This is a genomic window from Stenotrophomonas thermophila, from assembly GCF_001499715.1.
GTDB classification, from domain to species: Bacteria; Pseudomonadota; Gammaproteobacteria; order Xanthomonadales; family Xanthomonadaceae; genus Stenotrophomonas; species Stenotrophomonas hibiscicola.
In genome coordinates this window covers 89,487-104,316 of record NZ_CVIW01000062.1, presented here as the reverse complement: position 1 = coordinate 104,316, position 14,830 = coordinate 89,487, and the positions used below count along the sequence as shown (strand labels likewise).

The 14,830-nt window shown below is 68.1% G+C and carries 10 protein-coding genes and 1 pseudogene; 3 read left to right on the top strand and 8 right to left on the bottom strand.

Annotation, left to right across the window (positions count from 1 at the left end; genetic code table 11):
- Positions 1-15: 15 nt before the first annotated feature.
- From kduI to BN1263_RS18245, 7 genes and pseudogenes are all read right to left on the bottom strand, one after another.
- Complete coding sequence (kduI, locus tag BN1263_RS18275; protein WP_058983190.1) at positions 16-864, bottom strand: 5-dehydro-4-deoxy-D-glucuronate isomerase; 849 nt, start codon at positions 862-864, stop codon at positions 16-18.
- Between the two features lie 197 nt (positions 865-1,061).
- Positions 1,062-2,120 carry a LacI family DNA-binding transcriptional regulator gene (locus BN1263_RS18270; protein ID WP_019337388.1) on the bottom strand — a complete coding sequence of 353 codons (1,059 nt, stop codon included), beginning with the start codon at positions 2,118-2,120 and terminating at the stop codon, positions 1,062-1,064.
- A 39-nt stretch (positions 2,121-2,159) separates the two neighbouring features.
- Positions 2,160-3,663: pseudogene (locus tag BN1263_RS18265) on the bottom strand (family 43 glycosylhydrolase); the annotation flags it as partial.
- Positions 3,664-3,767: 104 nt separating this feature from the next.
- On the bottom strand, positions 3,768-5,051 hold the full coding sequence (locus tag BN1263_RS18260) for a TRAP transporter large permease (protein ID WP_058983188.1): 1,284 nt from the start codon (positions 5,049-5,051) through the stop codon (positions 3,768-3,770).
- Positions 5,052-5,054: 3 nt separating this feature from the next.
- On the bottom strand, positions 5,055-5,585 hold the full coding sequence (locus BN1263_RS18255; RefSeq protein WP_019658831.1) for a TRAP transporter small permease: 531 nt from the start codon (positions 5,583-5,585) through the stop codon (positions 5,055-5,057).
- Between the two features lie 10 nt (positions 5,586-5,595).
- Positions 5,596-6,597, bottom strand: a complete 1,002-nt coding sequence (locus BN1263_RS18250) for a TRAP transporter substrate-binding protein (RefSeq protein ID WP_021204623.1) — start codon at positions 6,595-6,597, stop codon at positions 5,596-5,598.
- A gap of 40 nt (positions 6,598-6,637) precedes the next feature.
- Positions 6,638-7,465 carry a 2-keto-4-pentenoate hydratase gene (locus BN1263_RS18245; protein WP_058983186.1) on the bottom strand — a complete coding sequence of 276 codons (828 nt, stop codon included), beginning with the start codon at positions 7,463-7,465 and terminating at the stop codon, positions 6,638-6,640.
- A gap of 174 nt (positions 7,466-7,639) precedes the next feature.
- On the opposite strand from BN1263_RS18245, the gene BN1263_RS18240 reads away from it, so the two are divergent.
- Genes BN1263_RS18240 through BN1263_RS18230 form a run of 3 tightly spaced genes read left to right on the top strand, consistent with a single transcriptional unit; the run spans position 7,640 to position 10,872 of the window.
- Positions 7,640-8,614, top strand: coding sequence for an alpha/beta hydrolase (locus BN1263_RS18240; RefSeq protein WP_058983184.1), 975 nt, complete (start codon positions 7,640-7,642; stop codon positions 8,612-8,614).
- Positions 8,611-10,233: a carboxylesterase/lipase family protein gene (locus BN1263_RS18235; RefSeq protein ID WP_058983183.1), complete on the top strand. Its 1,623-nt coding sequence runs from the start codon at positions 8,611-8,613 to the stop codon at positions 10,231-10,233. Before BN1263_RS18240 ends, BN1263_RS18235 begins: the two co-directional genes overlap by 4 nt.
- Positions 10,234-10,284: 51 nt before the next feature.
- On the top strand, positions 10,285-10,872 hold the full coding sequence (locus tag BN1263_RS18230; RefSeq protein WP_019658826.1) for a cysteine dioxygenase family protein: 588 nt from the start codon (positions 10,285-10,287) through the stop codon (positions 10,870-10,872).
- Positions 10,873-10,906: 34 nt separating this feature from the next.
- Here BN1263_RS18230 and BN1263_RS18225 read toward each other — a convergent pair whose 3' ends face one another.
- Positions 10,907-14,710: a LamG-like jellyroll fold domain-containing protein gene (locus tag BN1263_RS18225; protein WP_058983182.1), complete on the bottom strand. Its 3,804-nt coding sequence runs from the start codon at positions 14,708-14,710 to the stop codon at positions 10,907-10,909.
- Positions 14,711-14,830 lie beyond the last annotated feature (120 nt).

Genomic DNA, 14,830 nt, shown 5'->3' with positions numbered 1-14,830 from the left:
GGCGGCCAGGCGGGCTTACTTGAGCTGGCAGATGTCCAGCACGTGCATGTCGGTGTAGTCCAGGTTCTCGCCACCCATCGCCCAGATGAAGGCGTAGTTGCTGGTGCCGGCGCCCATGTGGATCGACCACGGCGGCGACACTACCGCTTCGTTGTTCCGGATCACGATGTGACGCTGCGCGGCCGGCTCGCCCATGAAGTGGTAGACGCGGTCGCTGTCACCCAGGTCGAAGTAGAAGTAGACCTCGCTGCGACGGTCGTGCAGGTGCGGCGGCATGGTGTTCCACACGCTGCCCGGCTTGAGCACGGTCAGGCCCAGCAGCAGCTGCGAGGACTGGCAGGTGGCCGGCACGATGTACTGGTAGATGGTGCGCTCGTTGCTGGTTTCCAGCGCGCCGCGGTCCAGTGCAACGGCGTCCTTGATGGACAGCTGCCTGGTTTCGAAGCGGGCATGGGCCGGGGTCGAGGCCAGATAGAACTGGGCGGGGTTGGCGGCGTCCTGCGAGGCGAACACGACCTCCTTGCTGCCCATGGCCACGTACAGACCGTCCTTCGGACCCAGCGTGTAGCCGGTGCCATCCACGGTGACCGTACCGGTGCCGCTGCCGACGTTGATCACGCCCAGTTCCCGGCGCTCCAGGAACGGGTGGCCTGCGGCCGAAGCGGGTTCGGTCTGGGTCGGCAGCGCAAGCGGTGCGTCCACCGGGGCGGCGCCACCAATCACGAAGCGCTCGTAGTGGGTGTACTTGAGGGTCACCGCACCGGCGTTGAACAGGCCATCGAGCAGGTACAGGTCACGCAGCTGGTCGTTGCTGGCACCGTGGATGGCATCGGGATGGGTGGCGTAATGGGTCTTGCTGTACATGGCGTCTCCAGAGCGGGGGGCGGGCCGACGGGTCGGCCCCGGCGCGGTTCACGGTCAATTCTAGCCAGACAGGAAACCGGTGTCATTTTGCGTCGCACGATGCCGGGATGGCCCGGCCAGGGCGCGGTGGATCGGGTGGATGGGGCAGGGGCGTGTCACGACCAGAGGTCGTGACCTGCAGGATTGATCCTTGGGGATCAATCCTCCGGCGGCTGGCAGGAATCGCGGACGATCAGGTGCGGCCGCACGCTGGCAATGGGCAGCGCGGCCTGGCCTTCGGGCTGGATCAGCATCGCCGCGGCGGTGCGTCCGGTATCGCGCGTGTGCCGGCGCACCGAGGTCAGCGAGGGCCACAGGCGCGAGGCAAGCGGGCTGTCGTCATAGCCGACAATGGACAGCTGGCGCGGAATGTTGATGCCCGCGCGCAGCGCCACCTTGTAGATACCGGCGGCCATTTCATCGTTGCCGGTGAAGATGGCGGTCGGGCGGCGCTTGCCCAGCAGCAGTTTCTCGGCAGCGGCGACACCGGATTCGAAGGTGTAGCCGGCCTCGATGATGCGGTCCTTCGGCAACTCGATACCGCGTTGCGACAGTGCGTCGATGAAGCCGGCGGTACGTTCATGGGCCGAACGGTAGGCGCTGGGACCGGTCACCAGGGCAATGTCACGGTGGCCGAGCGAGAGCAGGTAGTCGGCGGCTTCGGCCGCACCATCGCGGTCATGGGTAACCACCATCTGCGAGCTTTCGTCCAGCGGCAGCGCTGCCACGCGGGTAAACCGGCAGCCGATCTCATCGAGCATGTCCGCCAGCGCCTGGTCTTCCGAGGCACGCGGCACCAGGATCACGCCGTGCAGCTTCTGCTGCTGCACGAAGCGACGCACGCCTTCGATGTAGCCGGGGCTGCGGCTGTCACAGGGATGCACCACCAGCTCGAAACTGGATCCACGCAATGCATCCAGCGCGCCGTACTGCATGTCCACGATGTACTGCGCGGTGGGGTTGTCGTAGACCATGCCGATCAGGAAGGAGCGGCGGAACGCCAGCCCGCGGGCCAGTGGATCGGGCGTGTAGCCCACTTCACGCATCAACGCTTCCACCTTGTCGCGCGTGTCCTTGCGCACCAGTGGCGAGTTGTTGATGATTCTTGAAACCGTTTTCTTGGATACACCCGACAGTCGCGCGATGTCGTTGATGGTGGCTGCCTTGCCCTTCGCCAATGCCGGCGTAGCGGCATCGTTCTTGTTGCGCACTGACATGTTTTGAACCCGGTAAGTCTGGGGATTCCGGCTCCGCGCTCAGTCCAGCGCGCGGTAGCGGAAGTTGCGGAAGGTTACCGCACCGTCGCCGGCCGCATACAGCGCCGGCTTCAACGCCAGGAACCTGCCCGCGACATTGTGATGGTAACCGGACACTTCCATCTGAACCGGATACTTCTGCCAAGTGTGCCCGTCGGTGCTGGAGTGGAAGGTGACGATGTGGCGGTTGTTGGTCACCCGGCAACCACAGCCGGCCGCCGCGGCCCGGGGCCGGTCGGGCAGGGCGCTCCTCGCCGTAGCGATGCATGATGAACGACTCGCCGTTGCTGCCCACGCCCGCGTACAGCCGGTCGCTGTAGAACAGCAGCGCGCCGCCCACGGCACCGGGGGCGATCTCCATCTCCACCTCGAACTGATAGGCCCGGTCGCCGGCGATGGTGGTCAGCGGCGAGGCGTCGCGCGGCGTGCTGCCCTTGCCCTGCAGGACAAGGCCGTTGCCACTGAAACCCAGCCGGCGGTACTCATCCTGCGCCGGGTTGAAGAACGCCCACTGCGGGCCAAGCGTGCTGCCGCGGAAATCATCCGACAGCGCCATGCCATGCGGCGACAGCGCCTGTCCGGCCGGCTTGCGCAGTGGCTGACCAAGGTCTCCGCCCGTGGCCCGGAACCAGCCGTCAGCGGTCCATTCGATCGGTTCGAGCAGGGCCTGCCGACCCAGCGTCCAGAAGCCGTTCTCGTACCCGTGGTACATCATCCACCAGCGTCCATCGGTCCCTTCGATCACCGTGGCGTGGCCGCGTGACCACCAGGGCTCGGCCGCCGACTGCGTGCGCGTGATCGGGTTGTTGGGCGCGTTCTCCCATGGTCCGTGGATCGAACGCGAGCGCGCGGTGATCACCATGTGCCCGGTCGGCGGACCGGCGGTGCCGCCCACTGCCGTGGTCATGTAGTACCAGCCGTCGCGGACGTGGATCTTCGGGCCTTCCTGCGCGTAGGCCTCAACGTCCCAGTCCTGCGGGTAGCGCCAGCCGTCATAGACGTGTTTCGGCGTGCCGACCACGCTCAACCCGTCGTCGGCCAGCTGCACGTAATCACCGCCACTGAGGAACAGGTAGCGCTTGCCGTCTTCACCCACTGCATGGCCGGGATCGATGTAGCCACCCAGGCCGATGTCGATCGGCGCGCTCCACGGGCCCTTGATGTCATCGGCCCAGACCACGAAGTTGCTGCGGCGCTCGCCGGTGCGGGCCGGGAAGTAGATGAAGTAGCGCCCCCGATGCTTGACGATGTCCGGCGCCCAGATCGCCCCCACGTTGCGGGTGACCGCATGTCCCAGCGGCTGCCAGTTCACCAGGTCGCGCGAGTGCCAGATCGGGAGGCCGGGGTAGGCGTCGAACGACGACAGCGTGAGGTAGTAATCGTCCCCGTCCTTGAGCACCGAGGGATCCGGATGGTCACCGGCCAGCACCGGATTGAGGAACGTGCCATCACCCCGGTCCGCCTGGCGCTGGTGTTCCAGCCCCCGCGCCCACTGCGCCGGGGCGCGCGCGGGCTCCGCCGCGGGTGCAGGCCGTGCCGGCAGCAACAGCACAAGCAGAGTGATGGTGGCGGCGATACACAGTGCACGCATGGCAGTCTCCTTGTGGCTCAGCCGCGCAGCGCGGCGGGCAGCCACAACGACAGTGAGGGGAAGAAGGCCACGACCAGCAGCACGGCGAGCGCGGCGAACCAGAACGGCCAGATCGTGCGCATGCTCTGGCCCACGCTGATCTTGCCGATGGCCGTGCCGATGAACAGCACAGAGCCCACCGGGGGCGTGACCAGACCCAGGCCACCGGTGAGCACCAGCACCAGGCCGAAGTGGATCGGATCGATGCCGTAGGCGCGGGCCACCGGCAGGAAGATCGGCGTGCAGATCAGGATCATCGGCGCCAGGTCCATGAAGGTGCCCAGCAGCAGCAGCATCACCACGATCATCAGCAGCACCATGAACTGGCTGTGCGCGAACGACTGCAGGAACTCGACGGCGGCCGCGGGCACCTGCAGGTAGGCCAGCAGCCAGCCAAACACGGCAGCGGTGGCGATCACGAACAGGATCACGCCCGTGCTGCGCGCAGCGTGGATGACGGTGTCGAAGAACTCGCGCCAGCGCAGTTGCCGGTACAGCACGGTGGTCACCAGCAAGGCGTAGACCACGGCGATCGCCGCGCTTTCCACTGCGGTGAAGATGCCGGCACGGATACCGATGAAGATCAGCGCGACCAGGCCCAGGCCGGGCAGGGCGGAGACGATGCGCAGGGCCACGGCGCGCCAGCCGGGAAAGACCTCCACGCCATAGCCGCGGCGACGTGCGACCACATAGCCGGTGACCATCAGCGCCAGCGTCATCAGCAGCGCAGGGACAATGCCGGCGGCGAACAGGTCGGCGATGGACAGGCCCCCGCCGGCGGCAGCGGAGAACAGGATCAGGTTGTGCGACGGAGGCACCAGCAGCGCCACCAGCGCGGCGGTGATGCTGACGTTGACGGCGAAATCGCGGTCGTAGTCGCGCTTGACCATCTGCGGGATCATCGTGCCGCCGACCGCCGAAACGTCGGCGATGGCCGAGCCGGACACGCCGCCGAAGAACAGCGAGGACAGGATCGAGACCTGGCCGAGGCCACCGCGCAAGCGCCCCACCAGCGACGAGGCCAGGGCGATCAGGCGCTCGGAGATGCCGCCGCGCATCATGATCTCGCCCGCGAAGATGAACAACGGAATGGCGATCAGCGAGGCCGAGCCGGTACCGGCCGAGATCTGCTGCACCAGCACGATGCTGGGGATATCCAGGTAGAGCAGGGTGGCCAGCGCAGCAGCGGCCAGCGCGTAGGCCACCGGCACGCCGAGCAGCAGCAGCACGGCAAACACGGAGAACAGGATGGTGATACCCATGGATCAACGATCTCCTTCAGCGTCTTCGGCGCCGGTGGCGCGGGCCTGCAGCGCGTTCCACGCACGGTTCAGCGCGAACAGCAGCATCAGCCCGCCGCCCACCGCCAGTGGCAGGTAGTTGATGCTCTGCGGCAGATCGGCGCCGGCGGTCTTGATGTCCAGGCCGTCGAGCAGCAGATCACCCGACCAGAAGGCGATGAAGCCTCCCAGCACCGCCACCACCAGCTGCACCAGCACGTCCACCGCACGGCGCAGGCCGGGGCCCAGGTAGGCATGCAGCAGGAAGAAGCCGAAGTGGCGGTTGGTGTGCACACCGCAGGCGGCACCCAGGCTCATCGCCGTGGCCAGCAGCAGCAGCGTGACCGGCTCGGTCCAGCTGGGCGAATCGTTGATCACGTAGCGCGCGAACACCTGCCAGCCCTGCACCACCACCAGCCCCAGCAGGGCAGCAACGGCGCCGTAGATGGCGATGTCGGCGATGCGGTCCAGCAGGCGCTGGCCAGGCCCGGTGGCGGGCGTCGTCGTCTCAATCATGGCAGTGTCCTCAGGCGGCGCGGATGCGGTCGACCAGCGCGGCGATCTCCGGCTGCTGCAGGTACTGCTGCAGCAGCGGCTGGGCGGCGGTGCGGAAGGCGGGCATGTCCACCTCGTTGGCTTTCACCCCATAGGCCAGCACGGCGCGGCGTGCGGCGTCCTCCGACGCATCCCACTGCTCGCGCATCACCTTCACCGACGCGCGCGCGGTCTGCAGCAGCAGCTGGCGGTCGTCAGGCGACAGGCGTTCGAAACTGGCGCGCGACATCAGCAACACATCCGGCGCGTACGAATGGTCGCTCTGCGACCAGTAGTGCGCCGCTTCGAAGTGGCGGCTGGAATGGAAGCTGCGCATGTTGTTCTCGGCGCCGTCGATCATGTGGGTTTCCATCCCGGAGAACGTGTCGCCCAGCGACATCGGCGTCGGGTTGGCGCCGAGCAGGCGCATCAGCTGGATGAAGATGTCCGATGAGGCGACGCGCAGCTTCAGGCCGTGCAGGTCCTTGGGCGAAACGATGGGGTGCTTGGTGTTGTAGAAGCAGCGTGCACCGGAATCGTAGATCGCCAGGCCGACCAGGCCGCGGCCCTGGAAGCCGCGCAGCACGGCTTCGGCCACACCGTCATCCAGCGCGGCACGCTGGTGCGCCACCGACGTGAACACGTAGGGCAGGCACAGCGCCTGGGTCAGCGGAAAGGCATTGTTCAGCGCACCGGCATACACGCGGGTGATATCGATGGCGCCGAAGCGCGCCATGTCGATCGCCTCGGATTCGCGGCCCAGCTGGCCGGAGTGGTACTGACGCAGGCGCAGGCGACCGTTGGTTTCGCGCTGCAGCGTTTCGCCGATCCACTTCACCGCGGTGACGGTAGGGTAGTCGGCCACATGCACGTCGGTGGCGGTCAACAGCGCGCCACCGGCCATATCGCCGCCCGGCCCGCGGCCACAGGCGGCGAGCATCGGGGTGGCCAGGGCAGCAGCGCCACCGGCCAGGAAGTTACGTCGTGTGATCATCTGCGCCCTCCCGCGCGTGTTCACCAGGGCAGCCCCGCGGTCATCCCGCGGGCACGGCCCGGCAGGCAATGTCACCGAAGCCGGCAAAGCGCACCAGCGCCGTTTGTCCTGCCTCGATATCGTGGATGCCGGTGGCATTGCCGGTGGCGATCAGGTCGCCCTTGCGCAGCGGCCGGCCACGCAGGGCCGAACGGGACAGCGCAAAGGCATAGGCCGCGCGCAGGCCACCGGGCAGGCGGGTGGCGCCACCGGTGCCGACCACCTCACCTTCGATCAGTGTCTCGGCACGCAGCGAGTTTTCGTCGCGTGCGGTCCAGTCGACGATCTCCGGGCCCAGCACCAGGCCGTTGTTGTTGCCAAAGTCGGACACCACCACGCGCGGACCAAGTTCGTTGATGGTGGCCAGCGGGCTGCTGGCCACTTCCACGCCGATATAGAGGCGCGCAGGCAGCGCTTCGGCCTGTTCCGGGGACCAGTCCAGCTGTCCGGCCGGCGCGTCCTCCAACAGCTCCAGCACGTACTCTGCTTCGACTGCGCCGAAGCCCCCGACGAAGACCGGGATGTCGGCTGTTCCACCGGTATCATTCCAGAGCTGACGTTTGAAGATCGGCCCCAGCAGGCGCTCATCGCCGGAGCCGTCGCGGCGCTCGGCAGCGATGTAACCCACCTTCCAGCCGACCACCGTATCGCTCCACAGGCCAATGGCCTGGTCCTGCACGTGGTAGGCAGCCACCAGATCGACGGGGATCTCTCCGGGGAACGCGGGCAGGGCCTTGCCTGCGCGGCGTGCATCGGTGAAGGCGCGGGCGATGGCGGCTGCACCGTCCGGCGCCGGCCTTTGCCCCTGTGTGCCGTGTTCGTTGCTCAAGAACGGTCTCCCTCTGCGTTGTTGCACTGCCCATCGACAGCGTCTGCAGGAGGTGTATATGGTAAACCGGTGTCATCACGCAAGCCGCAGCGCATCACACCCGCTTCCGGGGCGCCTGCGGCACGCTGCCCACCCTTCGCTGGAGCCCGGTCCGCCATGCGTCTACCCCCTCTTGTGCTGTTCCTGTGCGTTCTGTTGACGCTTGCCCCGGCACGTGCCAGCGACGTCCCGCTGCGCGACGGCCAGCGGCTTGCCGGGGGGGGGGGGGGCGAACGCCTGCCGCTGTGGCCGGACGGCCAGGTACCTGGCCAGAGCGCTCCGGCACGGAAGGCGCGGGTGGTTGAGCGCAGCCCCGATCCGGCCCATCCGGACCGGTTCGTGGACGGGATCGATGCGCCATACATGATCGTGCACGCGCCGCCACGTCCGAACGGGCAGGCGGTGCTGGTCATTCCGGGCGGCGGCTACCAGCGGGTGGTAATCGACAAGGAGGGCAGCGCGCTGGTGCCGGACTGGGTGCAGCGGGCAGGCTTCACCCTGTTCGTGCTTCGCTACCGCCTGCCGCAGCCGGGCAGGGACCGCCAGGCGGCGCTGGCCGATGCCCAGCGTGCGCTGCGGGTCGTGCGCGACCAGGCCGCGCGCCGCGGCCTGGAGGCGGACAATGTGGCGGTCATGGGCTTTTCCGCCGGCGGCCACGTGGCTGCGCGGCTGGCCACCGGCTTCGATGCGCCGGTCTATCCCGCACGCGATGCGATCGATCAGCTGAGCGCGCGCCCGGCACGGGTGGTGCTGGTCTACCCGGTCATCGACATGGGCGCGCATGCGCACAGTGGTTCGCGCGGGCGATTGCTGGGCGAGCGCCCTGACCCCGCATTGGCGACGCAGTACTCGGTGCAGGAGCACGTGCGTGCGGACATGCCGCCGACGATGCTGATCCATGCCAACGACGATCGCGTGGTCAGCGTGCACAACAGCGAGGTGATGGCGCAGGCGCTGGTCAGGGCGGGCGTCGAGCACGAACTGCATGTGTTCGCCCATGGTGGCCACGGCTTCGGCATGCGCCTGCAGCCCGGCTCCACCCTGGCGCAGTGGCCAGCGCTGGCGCAGGCATGGCTGACAGCAGGAAAGGATGCGGAGCGCAGCCGATGACGGGAGCACCCGACGATCTGCAGCGCCGCCGTTTCCTGCGCGACAGCGCGCGCTGGGCGCTGGCCACGGCCACGCTGGTGGCACTGCCGGCAGCGGCGATGCCCGGTGCACGCGACGAACGCCTGCCGATCGTCCGCGTGCGCGGGGGGCGCCTGCGCGGCCAGCATGAACAAGGCGTGCTGGTATTCCGCGGTGTGCGCTACGGCGCCGATACCGGCACCCATCGCTTCCAGCCACCACGCCGGGAAGCGGCATGGAACGGGATCGCCGATGCACTGGACTATGGCGCGGCCGCACCGCAGGGCGGCGCGGAAGGCCCCGGCAGCGAAGACTGCCTGTTCCTCAACGTCTGGACCCCCGCACTGGGGGATGGCGGCCGCCGCCCGGTGCTGGTCTACATACACGGGGGTGGGTTCAACAACGGCTCCGGCAGCGATCCGCTGTACGACGGCAGTGCGCTGTGCCGCCGCGGCGATGTGGTGGTGGTGACCCTCAATCATCGGCTGAACACCTTCGGTTACCTGTACCTGGGCGCACTTGGCGACGCACGCTACGCCGCGTCGGGGAATGTCGGCCAGCTCGACCTGGTACAGGCGCTGCAGTGGGTGCGCGAGCACGCGGCGATCTTCGGCGGTGACGCTGGAAACATCACCGTGTTCGGCCAGTCCGGGGGCGGCGCCAAGATCGCCACGCTGATGGCGATGCCGGCGGCACGCGGCCTGTTCCAGCGCGCGTGGACGATGAGCGGGCAGCAGGTCACCGCGGCCGGCCCGCGTGCCGCCGCGCAGCGCGCTGCCATCGCAATGGAGGCAGTGGGTGCAAAGGACCTGTCTGCCCTGCTGCGGCTCCCGGCCACGGATCTGCTTGCAGCCACCCGTGCCCGCGATCCATCGCGGGTGGAAAGCACGTCGCTGTACTTCGGGCCGGTACTGGACGAAGTCTCCCTTCCGGTGCATCCGTTCTGGCCGCAGGCGCCGCGGCAGTCGGCCAGCATTCCGATGGTCATCGGCAATACGCGCGACGAGACCCGTGCGTTCCTCGGCAACGATCCGGCCAACTTCACCTTGACCTGGGAGACGCTGCCGGCACAGCTGCAACGCCAGCAGTTCGTGGATCTGCTGCCGCAGACGGTGATCGCCGAGTACCGGCGCCTGTACCCGCATTACACGCCTTCGGAGGTGTTCTTCGCGGCCACTACCGCAGGACGCTCCTGGCGCGGCGCAGTGGAGGAGCTGGAAGCGCGTGCGCGCCAGCCCAGCGGGGCCGCGCCCACCTGGGCCTACCAGCTGGACTGGGGCTCACCGGTGGAGCAAGGCCGGCTGCGCGCCTTCCACACGCTGGACATCCCGCTGGTGTTCGACAACGCCGGCCTGCCCGGCGCACGCACCGGTGGCGGCGCGGACGCGCATACGCTGGCGGCGACAATGAGCGACGCACTGATCGCCTTCGCGCGCAACGGCGACCCCAATCATCGCGGAATGCCGCAATGGCCCCCCTACGCGCTGCCCCGGCGGCAGACCATGCTGTTTGATCGCCAGAGCGGCGTGGTGGACGATCCTCGTGCCGGCGAACGTGCGCTGTATGCAAAAGTACCGTTCGTGCAGCGCGGCACGCAGTGATGACACCGCGGTGCAAACATTCTGTTAACCCCTCTCGGCTAGAGTCGGGGCATGGGAACGATGTCCTTGCCACCGTCATTCACCGGCCGGGAGCGGCTGTTCGCTGCGATCGATGCCGCGGTGATGCTGGGCACGCCGGAGGCCATTACCGGTGCGCTGCAGCAGGTGCTGCGCGAGGCCATCGTCGATCCGTCCATCCAGCTGCCCCCCTGCGTGCGGCGCCCGGTCGAAGGGCATTACGCACGCCGTGAACTGCACCGCAGCCCGACCCTGGGCTACAGCGTCATCGCCATGTGCTGGGGCCCGGGCCAGGGCACGCCGCTGCACGACCACGATGCGATGTGGTGCGTGGAAGGCGTCTGGCAGGGCGAACTGATCGTCACTCCCTATGCGCTGATTGAACAGGATGGCGAACGTCATCGCTTTGCCGCCCAGCCCACGCTGTACGGGCACCGCGGTAGTGCCGGCAGCCTGATTCCGCCGCACGAGTACCACACGCTGTGCAACGCCAGCGACGCGGACGTGGCCGTGTCGCTGCATGTCTACGAGGGCGTGATGGAACGCAGCGCGGTGTTCGAGCCGTTGGATGATGGCTGGTACCAGCGCCGGATGAAACGGCTGGAGACCGAGGCGTCCTGACCCACGCCGGATCACGCCCGGCGTAATGCAGGCATCATCGCGGCACGCCGACCACGTTGTTGAGCCGGGTCACTTCCTCGCCACCGTCGGCCAGCGCCACGCGCACGCGCAGGCCGCTGCGGTCACCGGCCGGCAACGGCAGCCAGACCTGCACGGTCTTCGGCTGCAGGTCACTGGGTGCCCCCAGCGCCGGCACGTCCGTGCGGGCGATCTCGCGACCGCGCGCGTCTTCCAGCATTGCTACGGCCACGCCGGTGCCGACATGGCCCAGGCTGTGCACGGTCACCTGCAGCTGGCTGCCGTCGATGCGTACGTCGCCGCGACCCACGCCCAGGTCCGGCCGTGTTTCCACCGGTGTTCCCTCGGACACGCGTTCGAACTCGAACACCTCGGTACGCCCGGGACGGAACTGCAGCGCCACCGAAGCGCTGGTTTCCAGCTGTACGCGGCGTTCGGCGGGCGTGCCGTCGATGTGGCCATCGCCATCGGCATCCACGCCGCTGCGTATCCGCCAGGTCCCGCTGGCCACGTTCCAGCCGGTCATGTCGGCGCCGATGGTGCGCGTGCCCAGGTTGTAGCTGGTAACGGTGAAACGTTCACGCGACGGCGCATGCACCAGCAGGGCGACCTGTTCGGCCGCTCCATCGCGGTCGAAGCGCCAGCTGACGGTGTGGCCGGGCCAACTCTGGTTGCGCTTCAGCGCGATCCCACCCAGGCGTGCGCGCTGGAGGAATTCACTGGGCGCTTCCACGCGGTCGGACCACCAGTGGCCCTCGGTGTTCATGTACGCGCGCTGCACTTTCGCCTGCAGGCCGTCGGCATGCAGGGCGGCGATGTATGACCTGTCGCCGCTGGCCTGCCAGGCCATCAGGCTGGCGAAGCCGGTTTTTCCCGCGTCGGCCTCGGCGCGCAGCAGCGGATACCAGTCCTGTTGCCGGCCCAGTACGTCCACGACGTTTTCGCCCAGGTTGGCCAGTGCGCCCGGGCCGCCACGGGCCACGCGGTAGTCCAGTGCCTGCAGGTACTTCGCATCGCCGCTCCAGCGCCACGCCGCCCAGAAGGTGTGCATCGTGTCGCCACTGCCGGAGCCGTTGTTCAACTCGCCGCCGCGGGTGGCACCGCTGGCCCAGTTGATCTCGTTGGGCAGGGTGAAGCGTCCCTTGTCGTCCTTGCCTGCGTGGGCCAGATAGCCATCGGCCAGGCCGATCACCAGCCCGCGGCCGGTGGGATCGGCGTTGTACTGGCCCAGCAGGAACGCCGGGTGCAGCACCGGGAACGAATACGGCTTCTGCCACTGCCAGTTCGGTTCGCGGTAGACCTTGTTGCCACCGAACCAGTTGCTGGAGAACAGCAGGTGGCCCTGCGGGTTGCGCAGGATGATGCGCTCGTCGAAGGCCTTCACCGTTTCCATCAGGCGTTCCAGCGTCAGCGGATCGCCCCAGTTGAGGTAGAGCATGGCGCTGTTGGTGTTGATGCCTTCCTCATAGGAATGCAGCTCGTCGGTCTCGATGGTACTCAAGCCGTTGCTGAACATGCCGTTGCGGTACACCGCGTCGGACAGCGCGGTCAGCGAGGCGTTCAATCGATCCGGCTGCACGCCCATCAGGGCCAGCCCCGGCCACTGCTGGGTCAGGTCGGAATCGTCCGAAATGCCACCACCGAAGTCACCGTAGGCCACCTGCCGTTCGTCGATCCACCAGTCGACGAACTGCCGCACCTGCGCCAGGTCCTGCACCTGGTTGAATGCCCACGCCGGCACGCCCCTGGGCACGGCAGGCGCCGTGTAGGGCGGGCGGCCCTGGCTGTTGTAGCTGATGTAGTTCCAGTACAGGCGGCCGAGTTCATGGTCCGGGTCCACCCGCAGCAGGTCGCTCAGGTCCGCGTACACGCGCGCGTACAGGCGCTGGCGCTTGGACGTGGTGTGCTCTTCCACCAGGAAGCCCCAGTTGTCGCGGACCTGGTTGAAGCGGTCGGCCACGTGCTCCTTCAGCGCGTCGGCACGCGGCTTGAACACCAGCCGGACCTGCGCACCGTCGAGGGCATCGGCATCGAAGCCTGGTGCGGCCGAGGCGATGCTCAGCCACAGGCTGTCCGGGGTGAGGATGCGATCGCGCAGGTCCAGCCACAGCGTGCGCGCCTGCCGTGGCGGCACCGACACCGATACATCGATCATGTCGCGCGCCGGCCAGATCGGATCCTTGATGCGGATATTCAGCGGGATCAGTCCATCGTGGGTGGGCGGCAGGTCCAGCGCGGGAAGGTCGATGGCCACGCCGTCCAGGCCGTCGTGCATGTTCTCCCAGCTGTAGGCCCAGCTGCGGATCAGCGGCTGGTTGGCCGGCGCGTCACCTACCCCGGAAGGAATCAGCACGTGCACGATCGGCTGCGGATGTGCGGGCAGGGTGCCGGCATCCCGGCGGCGGGAACCGGCGCCCTTCGGCAGCGCCATCACCGTGCTCCGTTCGGCGGCCGGGAAACGTCCGTCGATGTAGCGGCGCAATGCGTCCAGGTTGGTGTAGTCGGGCAGCGCGTGGCTGTCGATGATGTAGGTCTGCTTCACCGTGCCTTCCGGCTCGGTGCCCTCGCTCACGTGGTAGGCCCAGATTTCCTGGATCGGTGTTTCCTGCTCGACGTTGCTGAAACGCAGCGCGCCGCCGCGCTGCGCGGCAATGTCGTCGACGCTGCGCACCACGCCGCGCGGGCGCCTGACCAGCACGTCGGTGGCATGTCCGGCGTCGGGCCCGTGGGAAAGGGTGCCGAAGGCCGCACCACGGATCTCCACCCGGTTCACCGTTTCGGTGGCCGGCAGGGTCAGGTCCAGGTGCTGGCCGCCTTCCACATAGGTGTTCCAGTCCGGAAGCTGGAAGTAGTCATTGCGGCCGGGCAGGCGCGAGCGGTTGTACACGCCCGGCCAGGTGGTTTCGGCGATGCCATCGGTGGCCTTCCACATCCACGCCTTCAGGTCGCGGGTGTCGGCGAATTCGATCTTGCGGATGCGGGTGCCGCCGGCCGCCAACGCTGGGGGTGCAGCCCCTTCCCAGCCGAAGCGGTGGCGCCAGGCGCGCGTGCCATCGCCGATCGCCACGGCGCTGGCTGGCTCGCGCCCGCGCGCCAGCGTTGCCACCGCCGGCGCATCCAGCATGCGGTCGTAGACCCGGATGTGCTGGAAATCGCTCCCACGCAGGAAGTTGTAGCGACTCTGCACCTGGTACGGTGCCATCACCCGCCCGGCCAGGCCGAGCTGGTCCAGCGCGGCATCGTAATCGCCGGTGGCCTGCGCGCGCGCCACTTCGCGGCCATCGATGAACAGGCGCACGCCGTGGTCCTCATCCCAGGCGAAGGCCAGGTGCAACCACTGGTCGGGACGCGGCAGTGCATCCATGCGGAACGACACGCGTGTGCGCGCCAGGTTGGCATCGGTGACGAAGGCATCGAAGCCGTGCCCGTTCCAGTCGATGCGCAGCCAGGCCATGTCCCAGCTGCTGTGGTCGGCGTAGCCGACGCGGAAGATCACGAACGGCGCTTCTCCCACCGCGTAGCGTGAACGCCAGTCGAAGGCCAGTGTGCCGCGCTGGGCCAGGATGTTGCCCGGCGCGTCCCAGGCAAGCACGCCGTCGTCTTCCCATTGGATGGCCTTGCCATGCTCGCCGTCGTCGACCACCGCGACCTTCTCGCGAAAGTTCGCTACGGCCTCACCGTGAGCGGTCACGGCCTGCAGGCCGTGATTGGCATCCACATGGAAGAGCAGGGTGGGGACATCGGCGGCGGCCGTCGCGGGGCCTGCAGCCAAGGCCATTGCCAGCAGCAGGCAGCGGGACACGGTCGTGCGGTGCGGCATGGAGACATTTCCTTTCAACGGGCGACGGCCGGCGGCGGGCCGCCGGACCGTAGCAAGGCCACGCCGCAGCGGCACCTTGCGGCGCAGCAGCGGTCATGGCGAACCGCGGCGCGTATCGGC

Coding starts and splice junctions, on each gene's coding strand:
- kduI (WP_058983190.1), bottom strand. CDS start 864: ATGTACAGCAAGACCCATTACGCCACCCATCCCGATGCCATCCACGGT.
- BN1263_RS18270 (WP_019337388.1), bottom strand. CDS start 2,120: ATGTCAGTGCGCAACAAGAACGATGCCGCTACGCCGGCATTGGCGAAG.
- BN1263_RS18260 (WP_058983188.1), bottom strand. CDS start 5,051: ATGGGTATCACCATCCTGTTCTCCGTGTTTGCCGTGCTGCTGCTGCTC.
- BN1263_RS18255 (WP_019658831.1), bottom strand. CDS start 5,585: ATGATTGAGACGACGACGCCCGCCACCGGGCCTGGCCAGCGCCTGCTG.
- BN1263_RS18250 (WP_021204623.1), bottom strand. CDS start 6,597: ATGATCACACGACGTAACTTCCTGGCCGGTGGCGCTGCTGCCCTGGCC.
- BN1263_RS18235 (WP_058983183.1), top strand. CDS start 8,611: ATGACGGGAGCACCCGACGATCTGCAGCGCCGCCGTTTCCTGCGCGAC.
- BN1263_RS18230 (WP_019658826.1), top strand. CDS start 10,285: ATGGGAACGATGTCCTTGCCACCGTCATTCACCGGCCGGGAGCGGCTG.
- BN1263_RS18225 (WP_058983182.1), bottom strand. CDS start 14,710: ATGCCGCACCGCACGACCGTGTCCCGCTGCCTGCTGCTGGCAATGGCC.